General features: G+C 59.3%; 22 protein-coding genes. 13 read left to right on the top strand and 9 right to left on the bottom strand.

The window, feature by feature from the left end; translation table 11 throughout:
* The first annotated feature begins 77 nt into the window (after positions 1-77).
* Positions 78-815 (top strand): dipeptidase PepE, encoded by a 738-nt coding sequence (gene pepE / locus G5137_RS11085; protein ID WP_421255370.1) that lies wholly within the window; start codon positions 78-80, stop codon positions 813-815.
* 120 nt (positions 816-935) lie between these two features.
* Here pepE and G5137_RS11080 read toward each other — a convergent pair whose 3' ends face one another.
* From G5137_RS11080 to dnaB, 3 genes are all read right to left on the bottom strand, one after another.
* Complete coding sequence (locus G5137_RS11080; protein ID WP_058058222.1) at positions 936-1,355, bottom strand: secondary thiamine-phosphate synthase enzyme YjbQ; 420 nt, start codon at positions 1,353-1,355, stop codon at positions 936-938.
* Complete coding sequence (alr, locus tag G5137_RS11075) at positions 1,355-2,428, bottom strand: alanine racemase (RefSeq protein WP_185228398.1); 1,074 nt, start codon at positions 2,426-2,428, stop codon at positions 1,355-1,357. The genes G5137_RS11080 and alr overlap by 1 nt, the downstream gene beginning before the upstream one ends.
* Positions 2,429-2,619: 191 nt before the next feature.
* Positions 2,620-4,014: a replicative DNA helicase gene (gene dnaB, locus G5137_RS11070; protein ID WP_041210543.1), complete on the bottom strand. Its 1,395-nt coding sequence runs from the start codon at positions 4,012-4,014 to the stop codon at positions 2,620-2,622.
* 363 nt (positions 4,015-4,377) lie between these two features.
* On the opposite strand from dnaB, the gene G5137_RS11065 reads away from it, so the two are divergent.
* On the top strand, positions 4,378-5,238 hold the full coding sequence (locus G5137_RS11065) for a Tim44 domain-containing protein (RefSeq protein WP_421255369.1): 861 nt from the start codon (positions 4,378-4,380) through the stop codon (positions 5,236-5,238).
* A gap of 195 nt (positions 5,239-5,433) precedes the next feature.
* On the opposite strand, the gene ushA is transcribed toward G5137_RS11065, so the two are convergent.
* Complete coding sequence (ushA, locus tag G5137_RS11060; RefSeq protein WP_421255368.1) at positions 5,434-7,158, bottom strand: bifunctional UDP-sugar hydrolase/5'-nucleotidase UshA; 1,725 nt, start codon at positions 7,156-7,158, stop codon at positions 5,434-5,436.
* 268 nt (positions 7,159-7,426) lie between these two features.
* Here ushA and G5137_RS11055 point away from each other — a divergent pair, with 268 nt between their 5' ends.
* From G5137_RS11055 to G5137_RS11045, 3 genes are all read left to right on the top strand, one after another.
* On the top strand, positions 7,427-7,771 hold the full coding sequence (locus G5137_RS11055) for a DUF2956 domain-containing protein (RefSeq protein WP_206877835.1): 345 nt from the start codon (positions 7,427-7,429) through the stop codon (positions 7,769-7,771).
* Between the two features lie 143 nt (positions 7,772-7,914).
* The gene (locus G5137_RS11050) at positions 7,915-8,250 is read left to right on the top strand and encodes a hypothetical protein (protein WP_107684268.1); all 336 of its coding nucleotides are present in this window, start codon (positions 7,915-7,917) and stop codon (positions 8,248-8,250) included.
* Positions 8,251-8,361: 111 nt separating this feature from the next.
* The gene (locus G5137_RS11045; protein WP_421255367.1) at positions 8,362-9,231 is read left to right on the top strand and encodes a hypothetical protein; all 870 of its coding nucleotides are present in this window, start codon (positions 8,362-8,364) and stop codon (positions 9,229-9,231) included.
* A gap of 54 nt (positions 9,232-9,285) precedes the next feature.
* On the opposite strand, the gene G5137_RS11040 is transcribed toward G5137_RS11045, so the two are convergent.
* Positions 9,286-10,692 carry a sigma-54-dependent transcriptional regulator gene (locus G5137_RS11040; protein WP_005348258.1) on the bottom strand — a complete coding sequence of 469 codons (1,407 nt, stop codon included), beginning with the start codon at positions 10,690-10,692 and terminating at the stop codon, positions 9,286-9,288.
* Between the two features lie 152 nt (positions 10,693-10,844).
* Entirely contained in the window at positions 10,845-11,648 is an 804-nt protein-coding gene (gene fkpA / locus G5137_RS11035; RefSeq protein ID WP_216952987.1) for an FKBP-type peptidyl-prolyl cis-trans isomerase, read from the bottom strand.
* A 118-nt stretch (positions 11,649-11,766) separates the two neighbouring features.
* Here fkpA and G5137_RS11030 point away from each other — a divergent pair, with 118 nt between their 5' ends.
* The gene (locus tag G5137_RS11030; RefSeq protein ID WP_043820853.1) at positions 11,767-12,735 is read left to right on the top strand and encodes a vegetatible incompatibility protein HET-E-1; all 969 of its coding nucleotides are present in this window, start codon (positions 11,767-11,769) and stop codon (positions 12,733-12,735) included.
* Positions 12,736-12,749: 14 nt separating this feature from the next.
* Positions 12,750-12,965, top strand: a complete 216-nt coding sequence (locus tag G5137_RS11025) for a SlyX family protein (protein WP_216952985.1) — start codon at positions 12,750-12,752, stop codon at positions 12,963-12,965.
* 102 nt (positions 12,966-13,067) lie between these two features.
* Here the strand turns inward: G5137_RS11025 and slyD are convergent, their stop codons facing one another.
* Positions 13,068-13,670 carry a peptidylprolyl isomerase gene (gene slyD, locus G5137_RS11020; RefSeq protein ID WP_160881135.1) on the bottom strand — a complete coding sequence of 201 codons (603 nt, stop codon included), beginning with the start codon at positions 13,668-13,670 and terminating at the stop codon, positions 13,068-13,070.
* A gap of 143 nt (positions 13,671-13,813) precedes the next feature.
* Positions 13,814-14,017: a YheV family putative zinc ribbon protein gene (locus tag G5137_RS11015; protein ID WP_005335287.1), complete on the bottom strand. Its 204-nt coding sequence runs from the start codon at positions 14,015-14,017 to the stop codon at positions 13,814-13,816.
* 39 nt (positions 14,018-14,056) lie between these two features.
* Here G5137_RS11015 and G5137_RS11010 point away from each other — a divergent pair, with 39 nt between their 5' ends.
* From G5137_RS11010 to G5137_RS11000, 3 genes are all read left to right on the top strand, one after another.
* Positions 14,057-14,716, top strand: coding sequence for a hypothetical protein (locus G5137_RS11010; RefSeq protein WP_421255366.1), 660 nt, complete (start codon positions 14,057-14,059; stop codon positions 14,714-14,716).
* A 153-nt stretch (positions 14,717-14,869) separates the two neighbouring features.
* On the top strand, positions 14,870-15,769 hold the full coding sequence (locus tag G5137_RS11005) for a chemotaxis protein (RefSeq protein WP_227342036.1): 900 nt from the start codon (positions 14,870-14,872) through the stop codon (positions 15,767-15,769).
* Positions 15,770-15,833: 64 nt separating this feature from the next.
* Positions 15,834-16,820, top strand: a complete 987-nt coding sequence (locus G5137_RS11000; RefSeq protein ID WP_227342035.1) for a hydrolase — start codon at positions 15,834-15,836, stop codon at positions 16,818-16,820.
* Here G5137_RS11000 and G5137_RS10995 read toward each other — a convergent pair.
* A complete protein-coding gene (locus tag G5137_RS10995) occupies positions 16,799-17,902 on the bottom strand; it encodes a GGDEF domain-containing protein (protein WP_337072492.1) in 1,104 nt (367 codons plus the stop codon). The two genes, G5137_RS11000 and G5137_RS10995, sit on opposite strands and share 22 nt — an antisense overlap.
* A 145-nt stretch (positions 17,903-18,047) precedes the next feature.
* Here G5137_RS10995 and G5137_RS10990 point away from each other — a divergent pair, with 145 nt between their 5' ends.
* From G5137_RS10990 to G5137_RS10980, 3 genes are read left to right on the top strand one after another with little or no spacing between them, the layout of a single operon-like run.
* Positions 18,048-18,272: a YheU family protein gene (locus G5137_RS10990; RefSeq protein WP_421255365.1), complete on the top strand. Its 225-nt coding sequence runs from the start codon at positions 18,048-18,050 to the stop codon at positions 18,270-18,272.
* Between the two features lie 52 nt (positions 18,273-18,324).
* Positions 18,325-19,194 (top strand): phosphoribulokinase, encoded by an 870-nt coding sequence (locus G5137_RS10985; protein ID WP_157162054.1) that lies wholly within the window; start codon positions 18,325-18,327, stop codon positions 19,192-19,194.
* Positions 19,195-19,209: 15 nt separating this feature from the next.
* On the top strand, positions 19,210-19,743 hold the full coding sequence (locus G5137_RS10980; RefSeq protein WP_421255364.1) for a DUF4136 domain-containing protein: 534 nt from the start codon (positions 19,210-19,212) through the stop codon (positions 19,741-19,743).
* Positions 19,744-19,803 lie beyond the last annotated feature (60 nt).

Genomic DNA, 19,803 nt, shown 5'->3' with positions numbered 1-19,803 from the left:
GCCTGCTCTTGCCATCCGGCCGCACGGCGGATCCGGTGGCCCCCCTCCTCCGCTTTCACTTTTTGAGGAACGATTTGATGGAACTGCTTCTGCTTAGCAACGGTAAAGCCAACGAATTTCCGGGTCTGCTCGGCTGGGCCCGTGACCGGGTTCAAAGCCTGCTGGCTCGCAAACAGGTCAAGCGCATTCTGCTCATCCCCTATGCGGTGATCCGCAGCGACTGGGATGCCCGTGCCAACGAACTTACCGAGAGCCTCGGGATCGAGACCATCAGCATCCACCACTTCGATGATCCGGTTGATGCCATCAATCAGGCGGACGCCATCTTTATCAGCGGCGGCAATACCTGGCGCCTCAACCAGATGCTGCACGAAAACGGCCTGATCGTGCCAATCCAGCGAGCCGTGCGCGAGCGGGGTGTCCCCTATGTGGGCTGGAGCGCCGGTTGCAACGTGGCGACCCCGAGCATCCGTACCACCAACGACATGCCGGTTTGCAGCGCCGCCGTACTGCCCGCACTGGGCCTGTTCCCGCTGCAGATCAACCCGCACTATCTGGACGCCAGCATCAGCGGCCACATGGGCGAGACCCGCGACGAGCGTCTGGCCGAGTTCTGCGCCATCAACCCGAGCGAGCACGTGGTGGCCCTGCGCGAAGCGAGTCTGCTGCAAATCACCGGAGAAAACGGCAGCGAGCGTCTGGAGTACTGGAGCGCCCGCGAGCAGGACTTCAAGATCTTCAAACACGGTCAGGAGCCGCAAGCCTTTATGGACGCCGCCCCGCTGGCCGAGCTGACCCCCTTCAAGGTCGGCTGAGCCACGCAGAGCGCCGCACCATTGGCAGGCGGATAGCTCGCGAAAGCGTAAAAACAAAAGAGGGATGGCTCAATGCCATCCCTCTTTTTTATCGTCATCTTGCAGCTGGTTGCAGGCTGACTACTCACCCTGCAGGGTCACCAGCACCTTGCGGGCACCACCATCGACGCGATGCTCGCCAAGCCAGATCCCCTGCCAGGTGCCGAGCGCCAGCTGACCATCGCGGATCGGCAGTTGCAGGCTCACCCCGAGCAGGGAGGATTTGATATGGGCGGGCATGTCATCCGGCCCCTCATAGGTGTGGCGATAGTAGGGCGCATCCTCTGGTGCCAACCGGTGCAGATGGGCCTCCATATCGCTGCGCACGCTCGGATCGCAATTCTCGTTGAGGGTGAGCGAGGCGGAGGTGTGTTGCAGCAGCAGGTGCGCCATGCCAATCCGGTAATCCGCCAGCATCGGCAGCTTGGCCACCAGCTCGTCGGTCACCAGATGAAAGCCCCGCGAACGGGGCTTCAGAGTCAGCAGGCACTGCTGCCACATCAGACGTACTCCATAAAGACGCGGGAGGTGAGCTTGGTGATGAGCTCGTAGGGGATGGTGCCAATCTCGTCGGCCACCCGCTCCACCGGCAACCCCTCGCCCCACAGTACCGCCTCATCGCCGGGCTTGTCGGTAGCACCAGGCCCCAGATCGACCGTGCTCATATCCATGGAGACACGCCCCACCAGCGGCACGATGCGGCCGTTGACCAGTACGGATGTGCCGTTGGGCGCCATGCGCGGATAGCCGTCACCATAGCCGATGGCAATTACGCCAAGGCGGGTATCGCGATCCGCCACCCAGTTGGCGCCGTAACCCACCGGCTCGCCCGCCTTGTGATCCCGCACCGCAATCAGCTGGGTCTTCAAGGTCATCACCGGCTGCAGGTCGTAATCGGCCGCCACCGTATTGGGGAAGGGCGACACGCCATAGAGGATGACGCCAGGGCGCACCCAGTCACAGTGGGAGTCCGGCCAGGCCAGAATGCCCGCCGAGTTGGCCATGGCCCGTTCGCCCAGGAGCGGCGCGGTCAACTTGCTGAACAAGTCGATCTGCTCGCGGGTGGTGGGCTGCTCCAGCTCATCGGAGCGGCTGAAGTGAGTCATGATGTTGAACGGCTGCACCACGTTCTTGCACTTGCCGAGGCGCTCGATAAAGGCGGGCATCTCATCGGCCCGCACCCCGAGCCGGTGCATGCCGGTGTCGAGCTTGAGCCAGGCCACCACGGGGGCTGGCAGCTCGGCCTGCTCCAGCGCTTCGAGCTGCTCCCAGGTGTGAACCGCCGTCTGCAGATTGTTGGCCGCCAGCACCGGCAGGTCGTCGGCGGAGAAGAAGCCCTCCAGCAGCACAATGGGTTTGACCACGGCACAGGAGCGCAGCATCAGCGCCTCTTCGATACGGGCCACCGCATAGGCATCCGCATCCACCAGGGTGCGGGCGACCGGCAGCAGTCCGTGGCCATAGGCGTTGGCCTTGACCACAGCGATGATCTTGCAAGCGGGAGCGTGGCGCTTGACCACGGCGAGGTTGTGGCGCAAGGCCGCAGTGTTGATTTGGGCAGTAGCCGCTTTCATGGTTTTCCCTTACGAGGGCACAAATGGTCCCCCCCTCATCGGGCAGAAGACCGCCACTCACTTATCGTCGTCGAAGGCCGGACCGGCATAATTGTCGAACCGGGAAAACAGGCCCAGAACGGCAGCCAATGACTGGCTATCGATCAGGGCAGTCGTGGTAATGACGAAACCGCCATCACCTTGGGTTTACATCAATAATCGTCATCAAACGCAGGGCCGGCATAGTTGTCGAACCGCGAGAACTGACCCTGGAAGGTGAGACGCACACGGCCGATGGGGCCGTTACGCTGCTTGCCGATAATGATCTCGGCAATCCCCTTGTCAGGGCTGTCATCGTGATAAACCTCATCACGATAGATAAACATGATCAAGTCCGCATCCTGCTCGATGGAGCCCGATTCACGAAGGTCAGAGTTGACCGGACGCTTGTCGGCCCGCTGTTCCAGACTTCGGTTGAGCTGGGAGAGCGCCACCACCGGGCACTGCAGCTCTTTGGCCAGCGCCTTGAGGGAGCGGGAGATTTCACCGATCTCCAGAGTCCGGTTGTCGGAGAGGCTGGGTACCCGCATCAGCTGCAGGTAGTCCACCATGATCATGCTGATGCCGCCGTTGTCCCGTGCCACCCGCCGGGCGCGCGAGCGCACTTCGGTCGGGGTCAGGCCGGAGGAGTCATCGATATACATCTTGCCCTTCTCCAGCAGCAATCCCATGGTGGAGGAGAGACGGGCCCAATCCTCGTCGTCGAGCTGACCGGTACGCACCTTGGTCTGGTCGATACGCCCCACCGAGGCGAGCATACGCATGATGATCTGCTCGGAGGGCATCTCCAGCGAGAAGATAAGCACCGGCTTGTCGGCGGTGAGGGCCGCATGCTCACAGAGGTTCATGGCAAAGGTGGTCTTGCCCATGGAGGGACGGGCGGCGACGATGACCAGATCCGAACGCTGCAAACCGGCAGTCATCTTGTCCAGATCGTTGTAGCCCGAGGAGACGCCGGTCACCCCGTTGTGCGGGGTCTTGAACAGCTCTTCAATCTTGTCGACGGTCTGCTCGAGGATCAGCTTGAGCGGCTGAGGGCCTTCGTTGGCGCTGGTGCGCTGCTCGGCGATCTGGAATACCTTGCTCTCGGCCAGATCGAGCAGATCGTTGGAGGTACGGCCCTGCGGCTCGTAACCCGCTTCGACGATCTCGTTGGCGACCGAGATCATCTCCCGCACTACCGCCCGCTCGCGCACGATTTCGGCGTAGGCGTTGATGTTGGCGGCGCTCGGGGTGTTCTTGGCGATCTCCACCAGATAGGCGAAGCCACCTGCCTCTTCCAGCTGTTCGGAGCGCTCCAGCTCCTCCTGCAGGGTGATGAGGTCGATGGGGTTGCCCGCGTTGGAGAGGCGGGTCATGGCCTGGAAGATCAACCGGTGCGGACGGCTGTAGAAATCCTTGTCGATCACCCGCTCGGCGACCCGATCCCAGGCGTCGTTATCCAGCATCAGGCCGCCCAGTACGGACTGTTCGGCCTCAAAAGAGTGGGGGGGAACTTTCAGCTGTTGTGTCTTGGCGTCTTTTTTCGCCGTCACTTGCTCTGCCATACACATAAAAACCGCAGCGGGAAGGGGACGGGAATTTTACAAAAGAAAGCCAACTACGGCGAGCCCTATCTGGCGGCTCATACCATCATAAAGGGCCAGACCAGGGTCTGTTCGCTCTTGCTGCTTCTGGTTTTGCTGCGCATCTTGCGCTCTTTGCGGCTCAATCGTCTGCTTTTCATGCTGCACACTCCTGACATCGAGACCCACCCGAGGTGGTAATTCGTTCATGAATAATTCATGCCTGTCATGGTACTTATCGGCACAAGCTGCGACACATTTAGGGACAGGCAGCCTGCCATGCGCCTTGCTGAGCTTGCCTAAGCAGAGCATGCCCCAACTACAGACGAGAGTGAAAGAGTCAAAATGAAAAAGATGCTGACCCTGTTTGCCATGATCCTGGCCATCGGCCTGGGGGCACCGCACGCCGAGGCCAAGAAGTTTGGTGGCGGCAAATCCTTTGGCAAAAGTTACAAGACAGCGCCGGCACAGCCTGCGGCCAAACCGGTCGACAACAAGAACCCGACCCTGGGTGCCCAGACCCCGCCGAAAAAGAGCGGCATGATGGGTGGTCTGCTGGGCGGTCTGCTGGCCGGTGGCCTGTTTGCCTACCTGCTGGGCAGCGGCGCCTTTGAAGGTCTGCAAGGGATGGACTTCCTGCTGATCGCCCTGCTGGCACTGGGCGCCGTCTTCCTGTTCCGGGCCATGCGCCGGGGCAAGATGGGAGCGCCACAGCCGCAACAGACGGCCTATGCCGGTTATCAGCCGCCCCAGAGCGCAGCCCCGCAGCAGTTCGAGCAGAGCCACAGCGCACCGCAAGCCACCGGCTTTGCCGACAGCGACGTCCCGTTCCGCCTGCCGCCAGGCTTTGACATGAACAGCTTCCTGGCCGGTGCCCGCGATCACTATCGCACCCTGCAAGAGGCGTGGAACAAGAACGATCTGGAAAAAGTGCGCGAATACGTCAGCCCCGAGCTGTTTGAACAGCTCAAAGCCGAGCGCGCCGAACTGACTGGCGACCAGCATACCGAAGTGATGTACGTCGATACCCAGCTGGTACGTGCTGACTATGGCAGCGACTGGGCTCAGGTGAGCGTGCGCTTCAGCGGCCGCTACATGGACCGTCAGGAGCAGGTCGAAGAAGACATCAAAGAGGTGTGGCACCTCGAGCGCGATCTGGCCAAAAACAATGCCCCCTGGCATATAGTTGGTATCGAACAGCTGTAAGGTTTAGATTGTCACTACGCAAGAGGCGGCCAACGGGCCGCCTCTTTTCATTTCATCCCCTCACCTGACCTCATACAGGCGATTGCTATCGTCATTGATGATTGAAGAGTTGTAACCGCCACCCAAACAACGACAAAGGGCAGCCACCGGCTGCCCTTGGGGATCACATCTGGAGCTAAACGCACCGCTGACGAATCAGTTGCACCCTTCGGCAGATGTTGAGTTCAGATAGCTCACCTCATTGCCTGGCTGATAATCCGCAACGTTGATGGTCTTCTTGATCTCGATGAACTCTTTCAGCACGGCTGCATCCACCAAGCCGGCATTGATGGTATCGATCTTCGGATAGCCGTCACCACCGGAGGCGCTGAAGCTCGGGATCGCGAAGCTGTAAGTTGCTGCCGGATCAAACGCCTTGCCACCGATACTGGTGATATTGACGCTCTTGGCCTGGCAATCCACCGCCATGTTGATACCGCCAAACTGGGCATAACCACCGGTATTGCGGGTTTTGCTTGCCACCTGGCCCAGATAGGTCGCCAGCTCGCTTCCCTTCATGACAGCCTTGTTGACCGTGTTGCCAAACGGGTGCACCAGCAGCACGCTGCGGTAAGTGATATCACCGGCCGGGATGCTGTCACGCACGCCGCCTGAGTTGACGATACCAAAGTCGACCCCCAGCTTGCTGCTGGTCGCCGTGGTGATGAGGCGACCCAGGTTGGTCTGCTTGTTGCGAACCGAGTTGCGATCACCAACCAGCAAGCCATCTGCCGAGCCAATGACGACATTCAGCTCTTGCTGACCTTTCTCCTGATAACCCAGCAGGGTGTTATACAGCTCGGGATCCTTGGTGATCTCGTCCTGTACGAACTGCATCTTGGTCGGGTCCTTGGTTACGACGCCGTTGGCATCGATCGCCTCGCCCTTGGCGTTGCGCTTGATCAGGTTGACCGGGATCAGCTCATAGCTGGTCAGGGTCAACTTGCCATTCTGATACTCAAACTGGGCACGGCCCACATACTTGCCCCACTCGTGAGCCTGCATGATCCAGGTGCCGTTTTGCTGGTCCGGTTGGCAGTTATCACCCGGTTTGAAATTGGCGTACTTGTTGGTGGTGCCCGGTTCCATACAGACCGGATTCTGGGAGTGGCCACCAATGATGGCATCCAGAGTCCCTGCCGGCAGTGCACGAGCCATCTCTACATCGCCCGGCGCATTGCTGCCGTGCTGACCATTCTCGTAATGGCCCATGTGGGTGATGGCGAAGACCAGATTGGCCTCCTTGTTGCTGCGGATCTGCTGGCCCAGTTTGGCCGCTTCCGTAGTCGGATCGCGGAACTCCAGAGTCTGCACGTTGTTGGGGTCAACCAGCTGGGCGGTATCTTCGGTGGTCAGGCCCAGTACGGCGACCTTGAGACCGCTCTCCAGCTTGAACACCTTGTAGGGGTCAAAGTAGTGTTTGCCACTCGCCTTGTCATAGATGTTGGCCGAGAGCATGGGGAACTGGGCCCACTTGCGCTGCTTCTCCAGTACGCTGAGGGGGTTGTCGAATTCATGGTTGCCCACTGCCATGGCATCGTAGCGAATGTTGTTCATCGCCATGAAGTCAGGCTCGGCATCCTGCAGATCGGACTCCGGCACCCCGGTATTCACGTCACCACCAGATAGCACCAACACCTCGCTGCCAGCAGCCTTGGCCTCGCTACGCAGCTGCTCGACCAGAGTCTTCTGGGCAGCCATACCATACTCATTTTCAGCGTTGTGCCAGAAACGGCCGTGGGTATCGTTGGTGTGCAGGATGGTCAGTTTGCAGACATTTTCGGTGCAGGGTGCAACGGTGTCATTGCTCGAGGTATTACAGCCAGTCAGTGCAGCAAGCACGGCCAGTGCCACGCCGCCTTTGATAAAGTTATTATTCATTTCCATATCACCTTGATTGTTTTGTTATTTATCAACCCTGTCCAGCGGGTCGGGCGCCAATATAACAAACAACAGATGACCGTTTTTCATCGATGACTCACAAATTCTGCTAATTGTGATCTTCGGCCCAACATCCGGCTTCCTGCTGATTTGTCAGGTTTTTTGTTGAGCTGTCACTCACTTGATCCCCTCCCGCACCAAGGAGACGCCACCCGGACGTGCCTTTATGGCATACTCCCCAGCCAGCCATGCCCGAGGAGATGATTTGATGGCCAAGTACGACAAGATTTCCCCCGAGACCCAGCAGGAGGCGATGAAAATTGCCCGTGCCAACCAGAAGCCGGGGCAGACCAAGGAACAGACCCAGCTTATCGCGCAAGGGATCCAGAAAGGCATCGACGAATACAAGAAACAGATGAAGGCGCGGGCCCGCGAAGCGAGCCGCCAGAAAAAAATGCAGGCCAAAGCCAGGCAGCCACAGGGCGCGCCACAAACCGAAGAACAAGACGATCAGCTGGAGCTGGTTGAAGTAAGCCATCAGCATCCCCTGCCCTGGATCTTGCTAGTGTTGAGCTGGCTGGGATTTGCAGCAGCCTGGTTCTGGTCGCACTAAGACGCGCTAGCAAACCTTTATCCGGGATCCTCTTCACAGCCCGGGCCCGGGCTGCTGGTGATTACCTGCGAAGAGTGGTTAAATCCCGCGCCTCTTGCACCGGACTCCCTGTTTTTTGACGATCAGTTTTCAGGAAAGATGTTATGAACCCCGCTCCGCTCTATCTGCTGGCCCCTTTTGTTCTGTTCCTTGTGACCATGCTGCTCTATCGCATTTCGCCGCTGCGGGCGGTCGCCGCCGGCGGGGTACGCTGGTTTATCCTCCCCGCCTTCACCCTGTTTATTTTGCTGATCATCATCAATGGAGCCGCCAATCCCGCCCTGCGCGATCCGGCATTCCACTGGTTGATGCCGGGGCTTGGCTTTGCCCTGAGCCTGTTTCCGGCCCTGCCCAAGGCGCTGGTGCCACGGCTCGCCATCAAGGAGGGGGCCTTTGCCGCCCTCGGCCTGATGCTGATGAGCCTGGCCATGGTCTACTGATCGGCTGGCACAACCGTTAGCATGGCTCAAGGGGCGCTCTGTGACGGGCGCCCTTGTACAAACAATGGCCTGCAGGCATCTTGGTGACAGGATAACCAGCAAGGAGGCCAAATGGACAATCCGCCCGATTTCATGGCGCTGTGGGATTATCAGGATCCCGCCGCCAGTGCCCTTCGTTTTCACACCCTTCTTCCCGAAGCGCGCGCCGCCGCCGACCTGCAACTCGAACTGGAGTTGCTGACCCAAATTGCCCGTACCCATTCGCTGCAGCGCCAGTTTGCCGAAGCCCACCAGCTGCTCGACGAGATAGCGCCTCGTCTCACAGATACAACCCCCAGAGCGCGGATCAGGGCCCTGCTGGAGCGAGGCCGCACCTTTAACTCGGCGGGCGACAAAGCCAGTGCCAAACCGCTGTTTGAACAAGCTTGGCAATGGGGGCTCAAGGAGAAGGAGACCTATCTTGCTATCGACGCCGCCCACATGATCGCCATCGCCGCACCGCTGGAAGAGCAGAGCCGCTGGCATCAACTGGCGATGGAGCTGGCGGAACGCAGCAGTGACGAGAAGGTGCGCGGCTGGCTGGCCCCCCTTTACAACAATCAGGGCTGGACCCTGTTCGAACTGGGCCGCTTCGAGGAGGCGAAAATCCAGCAACAGAAGTGCCTGGCCTGGCATCTGCAACATAACCAGCCGGCCAAGGCGTTTATCGCCCGCTGGAGTCTGGCTCGCCTGACCCGGGCCCAGGGTCAGCACCAGCAGGCGCTGGCAGAGCTGCACCAGCTCAAGGCCGATATGGCCGAGGCTGGCGAACCTGAGGATGGTTATCTGTTCGAGGAGCTGGGGGAGAATGCCTTGGTGCTGGACGATCCGCTGGCCGCGGAATACTTCTCCCGCGCCTGGTTTCTGCTGTCACAGGACCGCTGGTTCAGCGCCAACGAGGGGGAGCGGCTGACCCGCCTCAAGCGCCTCGCCAAACTCTGATCCCCAAAATAGCAAGGGCGGCACGCTAGCCGCCCTTTCTGCTGGCAAGATGGTTCAGGCCCGATTGGACTCTTCCCACCCCTGCTTTTTACGGTAAATGGTGGAGGGGCTGATCTCGAGCAGGGCCGCCGCTTTGGGAATGTTGCCGTCACAGCTGGCGATGGCCTGTTCGATCACCTCTTTTTCCACCAGCCAGAGCGGGCGGATAGGCCCGTTGGCCACTCCGGTGGCGGCCGGAGCAGATGCCACCGCTGCCGCAATCGCAGCCGGCAGTTGGGGGCGAACCCCATTGAGCGGTGGCGGCAGAATATCCGGGCTCACCAGCTCCTTGTCGTTGAGCACCACGATATTGCGCACCACGTTTTGCAGCTCGCGTACGTTGCCAGGCCAAGGGTAGTCGAGCAGCACTCGCGCCGCCTCGACATCGAAATCCTTGAAGCGTTTGTTCTCCTCCTTGGCGTAGCTCTGCAGCAGGGTACGCGCCAGCAGCAGGATATCCTCGCCCCTCTCCCGCAGCGGCGGCAGGGTAAGCGGAATGACGTGGAGCCGATAGTAGAGATCCTCGCGAAAACGGCCCGCTTTTACCTCTACCAGCGGATCCCTGTTGGTGGCGCAGATAAAGCGCACATCCACCGTCTCGAGCTTGCCGCTGCCGACTCGCTGCACTGTGCCGGTCTGGATGAAGCGCAGCAGCTTGCTCTGCAGATCCAGGTCCATCTCGCAGATCTCGTCGAGAAACAGGGTGCCACCATCGGCCAGACTGGCCGCCCCCTTGCGATCCCCCTGGGCGCCGGTAAAAGAGCCCTTCACATGACCGAAGATCTCGCTCTCCATCAAATCGTGGGGAATGGCGGCGCAGTTGAGGGCAATAAAGGGCTGTTCGCTGCGGGGACTGCACTGGTGAATCGCCTCGGCACACACCTCTTTGCCGGTGCCGCTTTCGCCAGTGATAAAGACGGTCGCCTTGCTGGGCGCAGCGCTCTCGATGATGCGATAGACCGCCTGCATCGACATGGAGGCACCGATAAAGCCGAAGAAGGAGCTACGCTCGAAGTTCTCCCGATAGTGGGCAACCAGCGAGCTCAACTGCTGGTGTTTCAAGGCATTGCGAACGGTGGCGCAGAGCCGCTTACTGTCAAACGGCTTGGTCAGAAAATCGAAGGCACCGAGGCGCATCGCCTCCACCGCCACATCCACCGAGCCGTGGGCGGTGATCACCACCACCGAGCAGGGCAACTGCTGTTCGGTGATCATCTGCAGAATATCCATACCGGACATATCCGGCAGCTCCAGATCCAGCAGCACCACGGGGGGAGGACTTGCCAGCAACTGCGCCAACGCCTGCTGACCACAATCGGCCAGCACCACCTCATACCCCTCCTGGCGCAGGTACTGTTCATAGACCACCGCCAGACTACGGGTATCTTCCACCAGCAGGACACGCGATTTATTTTCAGCCACTGGACTCATCCTTGTATTTGATTCTGCGATCTATTTTGCCTTATTTTCGCGCGCAAACCCAACGCCAAGACAGCTCTGTTATCCCGCGATTGCAGGGAATACACAAGTAAAAACGGCTCCTTAAGGAGCCGCTTTTTAACTACAAGAAGGGATTACTTCTTGGCGTCGTCTGCAGTCGGCTTCTCGATAGCCAGCAGCTCAACGTCAAACACCAGCACGGCGTTCGCCGGGATGGAGCCTGCACCGTGCTCGCCATAAGCCAGCTTGGACGGCAGGAAGAACTTGAACTTGGAGCCAACCGGCATCAGCTGAACACCTTCAGTCCAACCCGGGATAACCTGGTTGAGCGGGAAGGTAGCCGGCTCGCCGCGATCGACGGAGCTGTCGAACTTGGTGCCGTCGGTCAGGGTACCGGTGTAGTGAACCTTGACGATATCGGTAGATTTCGGCTTGGCGCCAGAGCCCATCTTCTCGACCACGTATTGCAGGCCGGATTCCGTGCTCTTCACACCCTCTTTCTTGGCGTTGGCAGCCAGGAACTCTTCGCCCTTCTTCAGATTCTCAACGGCGTCTTTCTCGGCCTTGGCCTTGGTCAGCTCGTTGATCTTGGCGTCGTAATCCTGCAGTACCTTCTGGATCTCTTCATCAGTCATCTTGGCTTCTTTGCCCAGACCGTCAGTCACCCCTTTCAGGATCACGGCGTTGTCCAGTTTGATGCCCAGTTCCTGCTGACGCTCCAGGGTATTGGCGATGTAACGACCCATGGAGAGGCCAATTGCGTAGCCAGATTGCTCTTCAAAGCTCTTGGCTTCGGCCTTGGTCGCCTCTGCCGGCTTGCTGGCTTCTGCCTTCACTTCGGCGGTATTGGCCGCAGCAGGCTTCTCGTCTTTTTGGCAAGCAGTCAGACCGACGGCAACGGCCGCCGCCAACAGGGACACCTTCAGAAATTTGTTCATCAGTTTCTCCAAACTCCAAATACCGCTCTCGGTTCCATCGTGAAATGAGAGGTTTATCGTGATAAGCGCCTTATACTAACGCCGTGATCGCAGGTAACAAAAGCGTGAGACCGCAAAAATGATAAAAAGTGCCATTTATCTGGTGAGCCTCTGTTTAATGCTCACCGGTTGCGAGCAGAGCTCCCAACCCAACCAGCAAATGACCCTCGCCAGCACGGGTCTGCTGACCGCAGATCTCTCCAGTGATGGCAAGCAAGCCATCGTCTCCAGCATCAGCCAGGGCATCATCGTCTGGGATCTGGAACAGAACCGTCAACGCTGGCGCTGGAAGCAATCCGACTCGGCGGATGATCTGGTATTCATTACCCGCTTTTCCGAAGGCAACAGCCATGCCGTCACCGCCACCCCCGACACCTTTGCAACCTGGCGGCTGAGCGACGGGCAATCACAAGGCTACTACTCACTTCCTGAATCCAGGCTGAGGGACATCGCGCTCTCTGCCGACGGTCGTTATGTGCTGATCGGGCGGGAAGATGGCAAGGCCGAGTGGCTCGACACCCGAAGCGGCCGTCGCCTGCAGTTTCTGGGGCACACCGAACAGGTCAATACGGTGGATCTCTCCGCCAACGGTCGCTACGCCCTGACCGGCGGCAACGACTACAGCGCCTATCTGTGGGATACCCGTAGCGGGCAGGTGATCTGGCGGTTCAACCATGGTGGCCGGGTGATCATGGCCAGACTGGAGCCGAGCGGCCGCTACGCCTTCACCGCCGACAGCAGCCGGGCCAGCATCTGGGATCTGAAAACCGGCAAGGAGGTGAGTCAACTGCAATATGATCACCGCTTCGAGGTCTACACCAGCGCCCGCTTTGCCAACGATGGCAAGTGGCTCATCACCGGCGCCCCTTCCCGTCAGCTCTCCCTGTGGCAAGTGAGCGATGGTGCCCTGCTGCAGAGCTGGCGCGTCTCGCCGCAACCCAAGGTGAAACCGCCCAGCGCAGTAGTCTACGGCGTCGCTTTGCGCGACAATAGCCACCTTGTCAGTGCCAGCTCCAGTGGTCTGGCCGAAATCTGGACAATCAAGTAAGGACCCGAAGGCCCATGAGTCAGCAACTTAACGATCGCATCGAAACCCTGGAAACCCGTCTCGCCTATGCGGAGTACACCATAGAGCAGCTCAACGACGAGGTAACCACCCAGGGCCGTGAAATCGATCGACTCAAATACCAGATCCAGCTGCTGATCGACAAACTGCAAAGCGTACAGCCCAGCCAGATTGCCAGCATGGCCGAAGAGACCCCGCCGCCGCACTACTGATCCGGTGCCATCTCTGGTCAGGCAACATGGCTTGGCATAGCTGTCAGCCAATAAAAAAAACCCGCGTTCACGCGGGTTTTTTTATCATCGGCATGGCCGTGATCAGTGGTGATGGCCCTTGCCACCACAACCGCCGCCACCGCAGCAGCCGCCGTGGCCGTGATCCTCATCGTGGTCGTGACCATGACCACCACAGCAGCCGCCGTGATCGTGGTCATGACCGTGATCGTGACCGCAACCACCGGCACCGTGAACGTGGCCGTGGGCCAGCTCTTCGGCAGTGGCGGCACGCACGTCCTTGATCTCGACCTTGAAGCCCAGGGTTACGCCTGCCAGCGGATGGTTGCCATCCACTTTGACGAACTCTTCGGACACTTCAACCACGGTCACCGGACGGTGACCATCGTCGGTTTCAGCCACAAAAGTATCCCCTTCGGAGACTTCCATGCCGTCGAACAGCTCGCCCGGTACTTCTTGTACCAGTGTCTCGTCATATTCGCCGTAGGCCTGGCTCGGTGCCAGAGTCACTTCGAAGGCTTCACCTACCGCGCGACCTTCCAGCTCGGCTTCCAGGCCAGAGACCAGGTAACGGGTGCCGTGCAGATAGACCAGCGGCTCTTTGCCGACAGTGCTGTCGATGACTTCACCGTGCTCGTCGGTGACTGTGTATTCCAGCGTAACCACGCTCAGAGGAGCTACTTTCATGTCAGGATCCTGCGGATAGAAAAAAACGGGCTCAGAATACCCTAAAAAGCGGGCCGCGCATATGCCGTGCGGCGCCACGGAGTGACGAAAAAAACGGCAACAGCGTCAGCGAGGAGACCCGCACTCCACCCGCCGTTGCCACATCAGGGGCGAAACACCCCGATCACCTCTTCCGCCTCGCGAGTCTGCTTGTCGACCTCGGCAGGCGTTTGTACCTGGGTATCGCCACAGGCGACGCAGGTCACCTTCTCGACTCCATGCTCCAGATACAGCATCATGTTGTCCAACTTGCCGCACGCCGGGCAGACTGCACCGGCAATGAAGCGTTTTTTACGTCTGGTTTCCATATTTGTTACCTCCAGGCAGCATCATATCAGGGTTTTTACATGCATCACGCCATCGAGTATCACCATTTTTCCTGCCAGGGCCTGCACGCCGGCAACCGCAAACGAACTCCGGTCGGGCAGCTGTTGCGGATCACCCGGGGCGCCGCGCTGCTGAGACTGGGCCAACATGAGCTGTTGCTGCCGGCAGGCAGCAGCTTCTGGCTCTGCGCCGATGCCCTTGCGGCCTTCAGCCCCCTCAGCGGTTGCGAGTACGATCAGCTGAGCGTCTCTTTGCGCGTGGCTCAGCCGCAGCAGGCAGGCTGGCTACAAGCCACTCCGCTGCTCGATGCCCTGCTCGACTCTCTGGCCCGGTGGCAACGTCCGAAAGAGTGGCAAGGGGCCTACGGTCAGCGACTGCAGGTGATCCTGGATGAGCTGCAACAGTGCGCCATCAGCCAGCAGGGTTACGGTAAGCTGCAAGCCTGTTGGCAAGCGCTGGCCAATGGCCAGCCGGAGTCTCTGCAACTGTGGGCACAACAAGCCGATGTGCCGGTGGAAGGGAGTGAATTGCAACAACAGTGGCAACTGCTGCAGGCGCTCAGATTGCTCAAGGGCGGCAGCAAACCCGCGCAGGTGGCCAGCAAGCTGGGTTATGCCGATGAGGCCACATTGCAAGCGATCTGCCAGCTGTGGGGTGTTGGCGAAGATGGAGCTCAATAACCGGACACAGGTATGAATGCGCCAACTAAATTGGCTGAACGAGTCCAGTTTTTTGCCAGATGGTCGTTAACAAGGAAGGGCCATCCCCCCCGTAATCCTTTATGCTAAAGGCCTGAAGTGACTGCCAACCTTTCGACCAACAGGACATCTGCCATGACGAGCAAAGCCAATCAATCCCAGGGCATGTTGCTGTTTCACCTTTCAGCCCAGCAATCCTTTGCCATAGGCACCCTCAAGGTAAAGGAGATAGTCCCTTACACCCAGCTGACCGCCATGCCGCACTCGCATCCGACCGTGCTGGGGGCCGCCAATATGCGCGGCGCCACTATTCCGGTGATCGACATGGCGATGGCGGTGGGTTATCGCCCCATCAGCAAGGAGGAGATGCCCCACTGCTTCATCATCATCACCGATTGCCGCCGCACCCTGGTGGGCTTTCTGGTGCGAGGCATCGACAAGATCACCGAGTGCAACTGGCGCGATATCGAGTCACCTCCCGCCGCCCTCGGCCACAATGTGTTTGTGACTGGTGTCACCCGGGTCAATGACCAGCTGATCCAGCTGCTGGATGTGGAGCTGATCCTCTCCCGGGTCTATCCGGACGATCCGAGCCACCTCTATCCGGTGCTGACCGATGTGCAGCGGGAGCGGATCAAGCCGATGCGGATCCTGCTGGTTGATGACTCCTCGGTCGCCCGTCGCCAGCTGATGGCAGCCCTCGATTACATCAATATCCCTTATGAGGTCTGTACCAATGGCAAGGACGCACTGACCCTGATGCAACAACGTGCCAGCCAGCAGACCCCCATCGATATTCTGGTGAGCGATATCGAGATGCCTGGGCTCGATGGCTACGAGCTGGCCTTCGAGGTACAGAGCGACAGCAAACTGGCGGGGGCCTACATCATCCTGCACACCTCCCTCTCCAGCGAGATCAGTGTGGAGCGGGCCCATCAGGTGGGCGCCCATGAGGCGCTGACCAAGTTCGAGGCCAACGAGCTGATCCAGGCCATGTTGCGCGGTGCCGAACATCACGATCGCCTGCTGAAATAAGCCAATGACTGGCGGGAGCTGAACACCTCTCGCCCCTCTATCTTCGACCCAGACCGACGACGCCATGCTGACCGAAAGCCACTTCCACGCCCCCTGGTGGGCCCGCAATCCTCATCTGCAGACCATATTGCCCAAATGGCTGCGCCGGACTCCGGCCCGATTTGTGGCCGAGCGCTTCGAACTGACTGACGGGGATTTTGTCGATCTCGCCTGGAGCGGCGAGATCACGACAGATTCGCGACCACTGGTGGTGGTCTTTCACGGGCTGGAGGGGAGCATTCACTCCCACTATGCCAAGGGATTATTCACCCATCTGCAGCAAGAGGGCAGAGAGGCCGTGCTGATGCACTTTCGTGGCTGCAGCGGCGAGCCCAATCGCCACCTGCATGCCTATCACTCCGGCGCCATCGGTGATGCGCAGGAGCTGATTGCCGAGCTGAGCCAACGCTTCCCGGGCAAACCGCTGATCGCCATCGGCTTTTCACTGGGTGGCAATATGCTGGTCAACTTGCTGGCACGGGCCTGTCCTGCGGCATTGAAAGCGGCAGTGGTAGTCTCAGCCCCGCTGCAACTGGCCAGCTGTGCCGAACGGGTCAATCAGGGTTTCTCAAAGGTCTATCAGAACTATCTGCTGCGTACCATGCGCCGCAATTTGCTCAGCAAGATCAGCCAACAGCAGAAAGCGAGTGAACGCTGGCAGCCCCGGCAAGTGGAGCAGATTGCCACCCTGCGCGATTTTGACGAACTGGTCACCGCTCCGCTGCACGGCTTTCACAGTGCCAGCCACTACTACCAGAGCTGCTCGGGACTACCGCTGCTGGCTCAAATCCCCATCCCGACCCTTATCCTGCACGCCGCCGACGATCCCTTTATGTCACACGCGGTCATTCCCCGGCCGGATCAACTCTCGCCCACGGTGCGCTATGAGCTGAGCCAGCGCGGCGGCCATGTCGGTTTTCTGCACGGCACCCCCTGGCGGCCAAAGTTCTGGTTGGATGAGCGGATCAGTCACTGGATTGCCGAACAGACTCAGGGTGCGGTGCAGAACTGATTGCGACCCCCAGCCTTGGCCATGTAGAGGGCCTGGTCGGCCCGCGCCAGTAGCTGCTCACCACTCTCCCCGCCTTCCAGTGTCGCGATCCCCTGACTGATGGTCACCCGACTGGCAACATCGGATGCCAGATGCTCAAGCTGCAATTCGGCCAGCCCATCCTGCAGCCGCCGCGCTACCGCAGCGGCGCTCTGCCTGTCGGCATCGGGCAGTAGCAACACAAACTCCTCGCCGCCATAACGGGCGGCCAGATCCGCCTCACTGCGCACCGAACGCATCATCAACTGCGCCACCTCCCGCAGGCAGACATCCCCCGCCTGATGGCCATAGTGATCGTTAAAGCGTTTGAAGTAGTCCACATCGATGAGGATAAGGGCAAGCGGGGCGCCGCTCGACTGACTATGGGCTTTGCAGCGTTCGAGCTCCTGACTGAAGTGGCGCCGATTGGCAAGACCAGTCAGTGGATCCTGCTTGGCCAGTGCATCGAGGCGCCGCAACAGGGCCAGATTGTCATGCTCACGCATCACGGCCAATTCAAACCAGCGATGCAGCATCCGGCGACCAACCTCCAGCGCCATTATGGTACATACCACCTCAAGCAGATAAAGCTGCGGAAAATCCACCTCCAGCCACCACAAACGCGCAACGCCAAATAGCAACGGTACACTGAGATAGGCATACAACACGCGTCGGTCGGGATAAAACGCGATCAGCGCAGCCAGTAAATTGAGGCGCATGATCCCGTTGGCATAACTTGCCCCTCCTCGCAGCTCAACTTCACCAATGGTGAAGATATGCAGCGTCCAGACGCCCCCCCAGACCAGCATTACGACCAATGCGCACCATAGCCAGACTCGATCCTGCAGATGATTGCAGAGCAGGGCTGCAACCGGCAGCAGCAGCAGCACGACCATGACAAAGCCCAGCTCACTCTGAAAGCGCCATGGCAGAGTACCGTCACTGGCCAGGCCTGCCTGGCTGTAGACCTGGTAGCGTATCGCCAGAAACAGCACAACCAGCCAGTTCAGCAACCAGAACCAGACCATGCCGCGACTGATGGCCTGGCGACAAGCAAGATCCATGTGAGCCGATATCGTTGAGGGGGCCCGGCGTTGCTCTTCAGACAACATGTCTCACACTCCACGAAACGCGTAAAAAGAGGTTGCACTCATTTTATTGCGCACAACAATAGCTGACGGTTATACCCTTTTGCATCGAGATCCCTTCATGATAATCCCCTGGCAAGCGTTGGATGCCGATACCCTGACCAACCTGATCGAACAGTTTGTGCTGCAAGAAGGCACCGAATATGGCGAGCATGATGTTTCGCTTGAAGCCAAAGTCGCTATGGTAAGGACTCAATTACAGCAAGGCATCGCCGTGATCGTCTATAGCGAGTTGCATGAATCGGTCAATATTGTGCCACGCGCTCGTTTCAATGAGCCGTCTTGACCATCTCGGGTTCACGCCCGTATAACGAAACTCCCAAGGAAGAGAGCATTCTATGTCGGCCAAGCATCCCATTATCGCCGTCACCGGGTCGTCCGGTGCCGGTACCTCTACCTCCACCATCGCCTTTCGATCCATGTTCCACCAATTGGGTTATCAGGCAGCCGTGGTGGAAGGTGACAGTTTTCACCGCTACACCCGCCCCGAGATGGATGTGGCAATCCGCAAGGCGCGTGAACAAGGACGCCACATCAGCTATTTTGGCCCCGAGGCCAATGACTTCGGCTTGCTGGAGAGCTTTTTTCAGGGCTATGGCCAGGATGGCACCGGCCAGTATCGCCGCTATCTGCACAGCTTTGACGAGGCGGTCCCCTTCAACCAGATGCCCGGCACCTTCACCCCCTGGCAGCATCTGCCGAGCGACACTGACCTGCTGTTTTATGAAGGGCTGCACGGTGGTGTGGTCACTGAGGATCACAACGTAGCCCGCCACGTGGACTTTCTCATCGGCGTGGTGCCCATCGTCAACCTGGAGTGGATCCAGAAGCTGATCCGCGATACCTCGGAGCGCGGCCACTCCCGTGAGGCCGTAACCGACTCCATAGTCCGCTCCATGGATGATTACATCAACTTCATCACCCCGCAGTTCTCGCGCACCCATATCAACTTCCAACGGGTGCCGACAGTGGACACCTCCAATCCCTTCAGTGCCAAGGTGATCCCGAGTCTGGACGAGAGTATGCTGGTGATCCGGTTTCGCGGCATAAAACAGGTCGATTTTCCCTATCTGTTGTCGATGATCGACGGCTCATTCATGTCACGAATGAATACCATCGTCGTGCCGGGTGGCAAGATGGGGTTTGCCATGGAGTTGATCCTTAAGCCACTCATCCAGCAACTACTTGAAACCGGCAAGATCACTTAAGCCAAGGAGTTCACAATGCGGTTAGCGTTTATCTCTGTGGTATTGGCCGCCCTGCTTGGCGGCTGCAGCAGCGGGCCGACGGCCCCCACGCTGGAGTCCGGCACCATGCTGGTTCGTCCGATTGGCAACTGGACCTATGGCGCAACCCCGCGCTACGCCCTGGCCGAGCAGTATCAATTCGCCGGTGAGCTGGCGGAAGGGTGGCTGGAGCCGATGCAGCAGGCGGTGAGCCGGGAGCTCAATGGCAAGGGGTGGCAGAGTGCGCCGCTCGACGAGGCGGATCTGTGGGTCGCCATAGGCGTCGCGGGCGGCAAGGATATGAGCGATGGCGAGATTTTCGCCCGCCTCGGCATGACGCCCGGGGTCTATGCCTCGGCCAACCAGCGCAAAGGCTCGCTGGCCATAGTGCTGCTCGATCGCAAAACCCAGAAAGCAGTCTGGAGCAGCATCATCCAGCTGACCAGCGATGTAAGCATTGCTGATAGCCAACGTCAGTCGCTCAGCCAGCAGCTCGCTGCCGAACTGCTTCATAGCGTCCCGACCAATTAACAGTTAATGCTGGCTTATTGAAAAGGGATGGATAGAAAAACGGCTTGCCTCCCGGCAAGC

It is taken from the genome of Aeromonas sp. 600282, assembly GCF_049175755.1.
Taxonomy (GTDB): Bacteria; Pseudomonadota; Gammaproteobacteria; order Enterobacterales; family Aeromonadaceae; genus Aeromonas; species Aeromonas veronii_A.
Note: the sequence above shows the minus strand (reverse complement) of the source record. Positions and strands in the feature narration are given on the sequence as shown.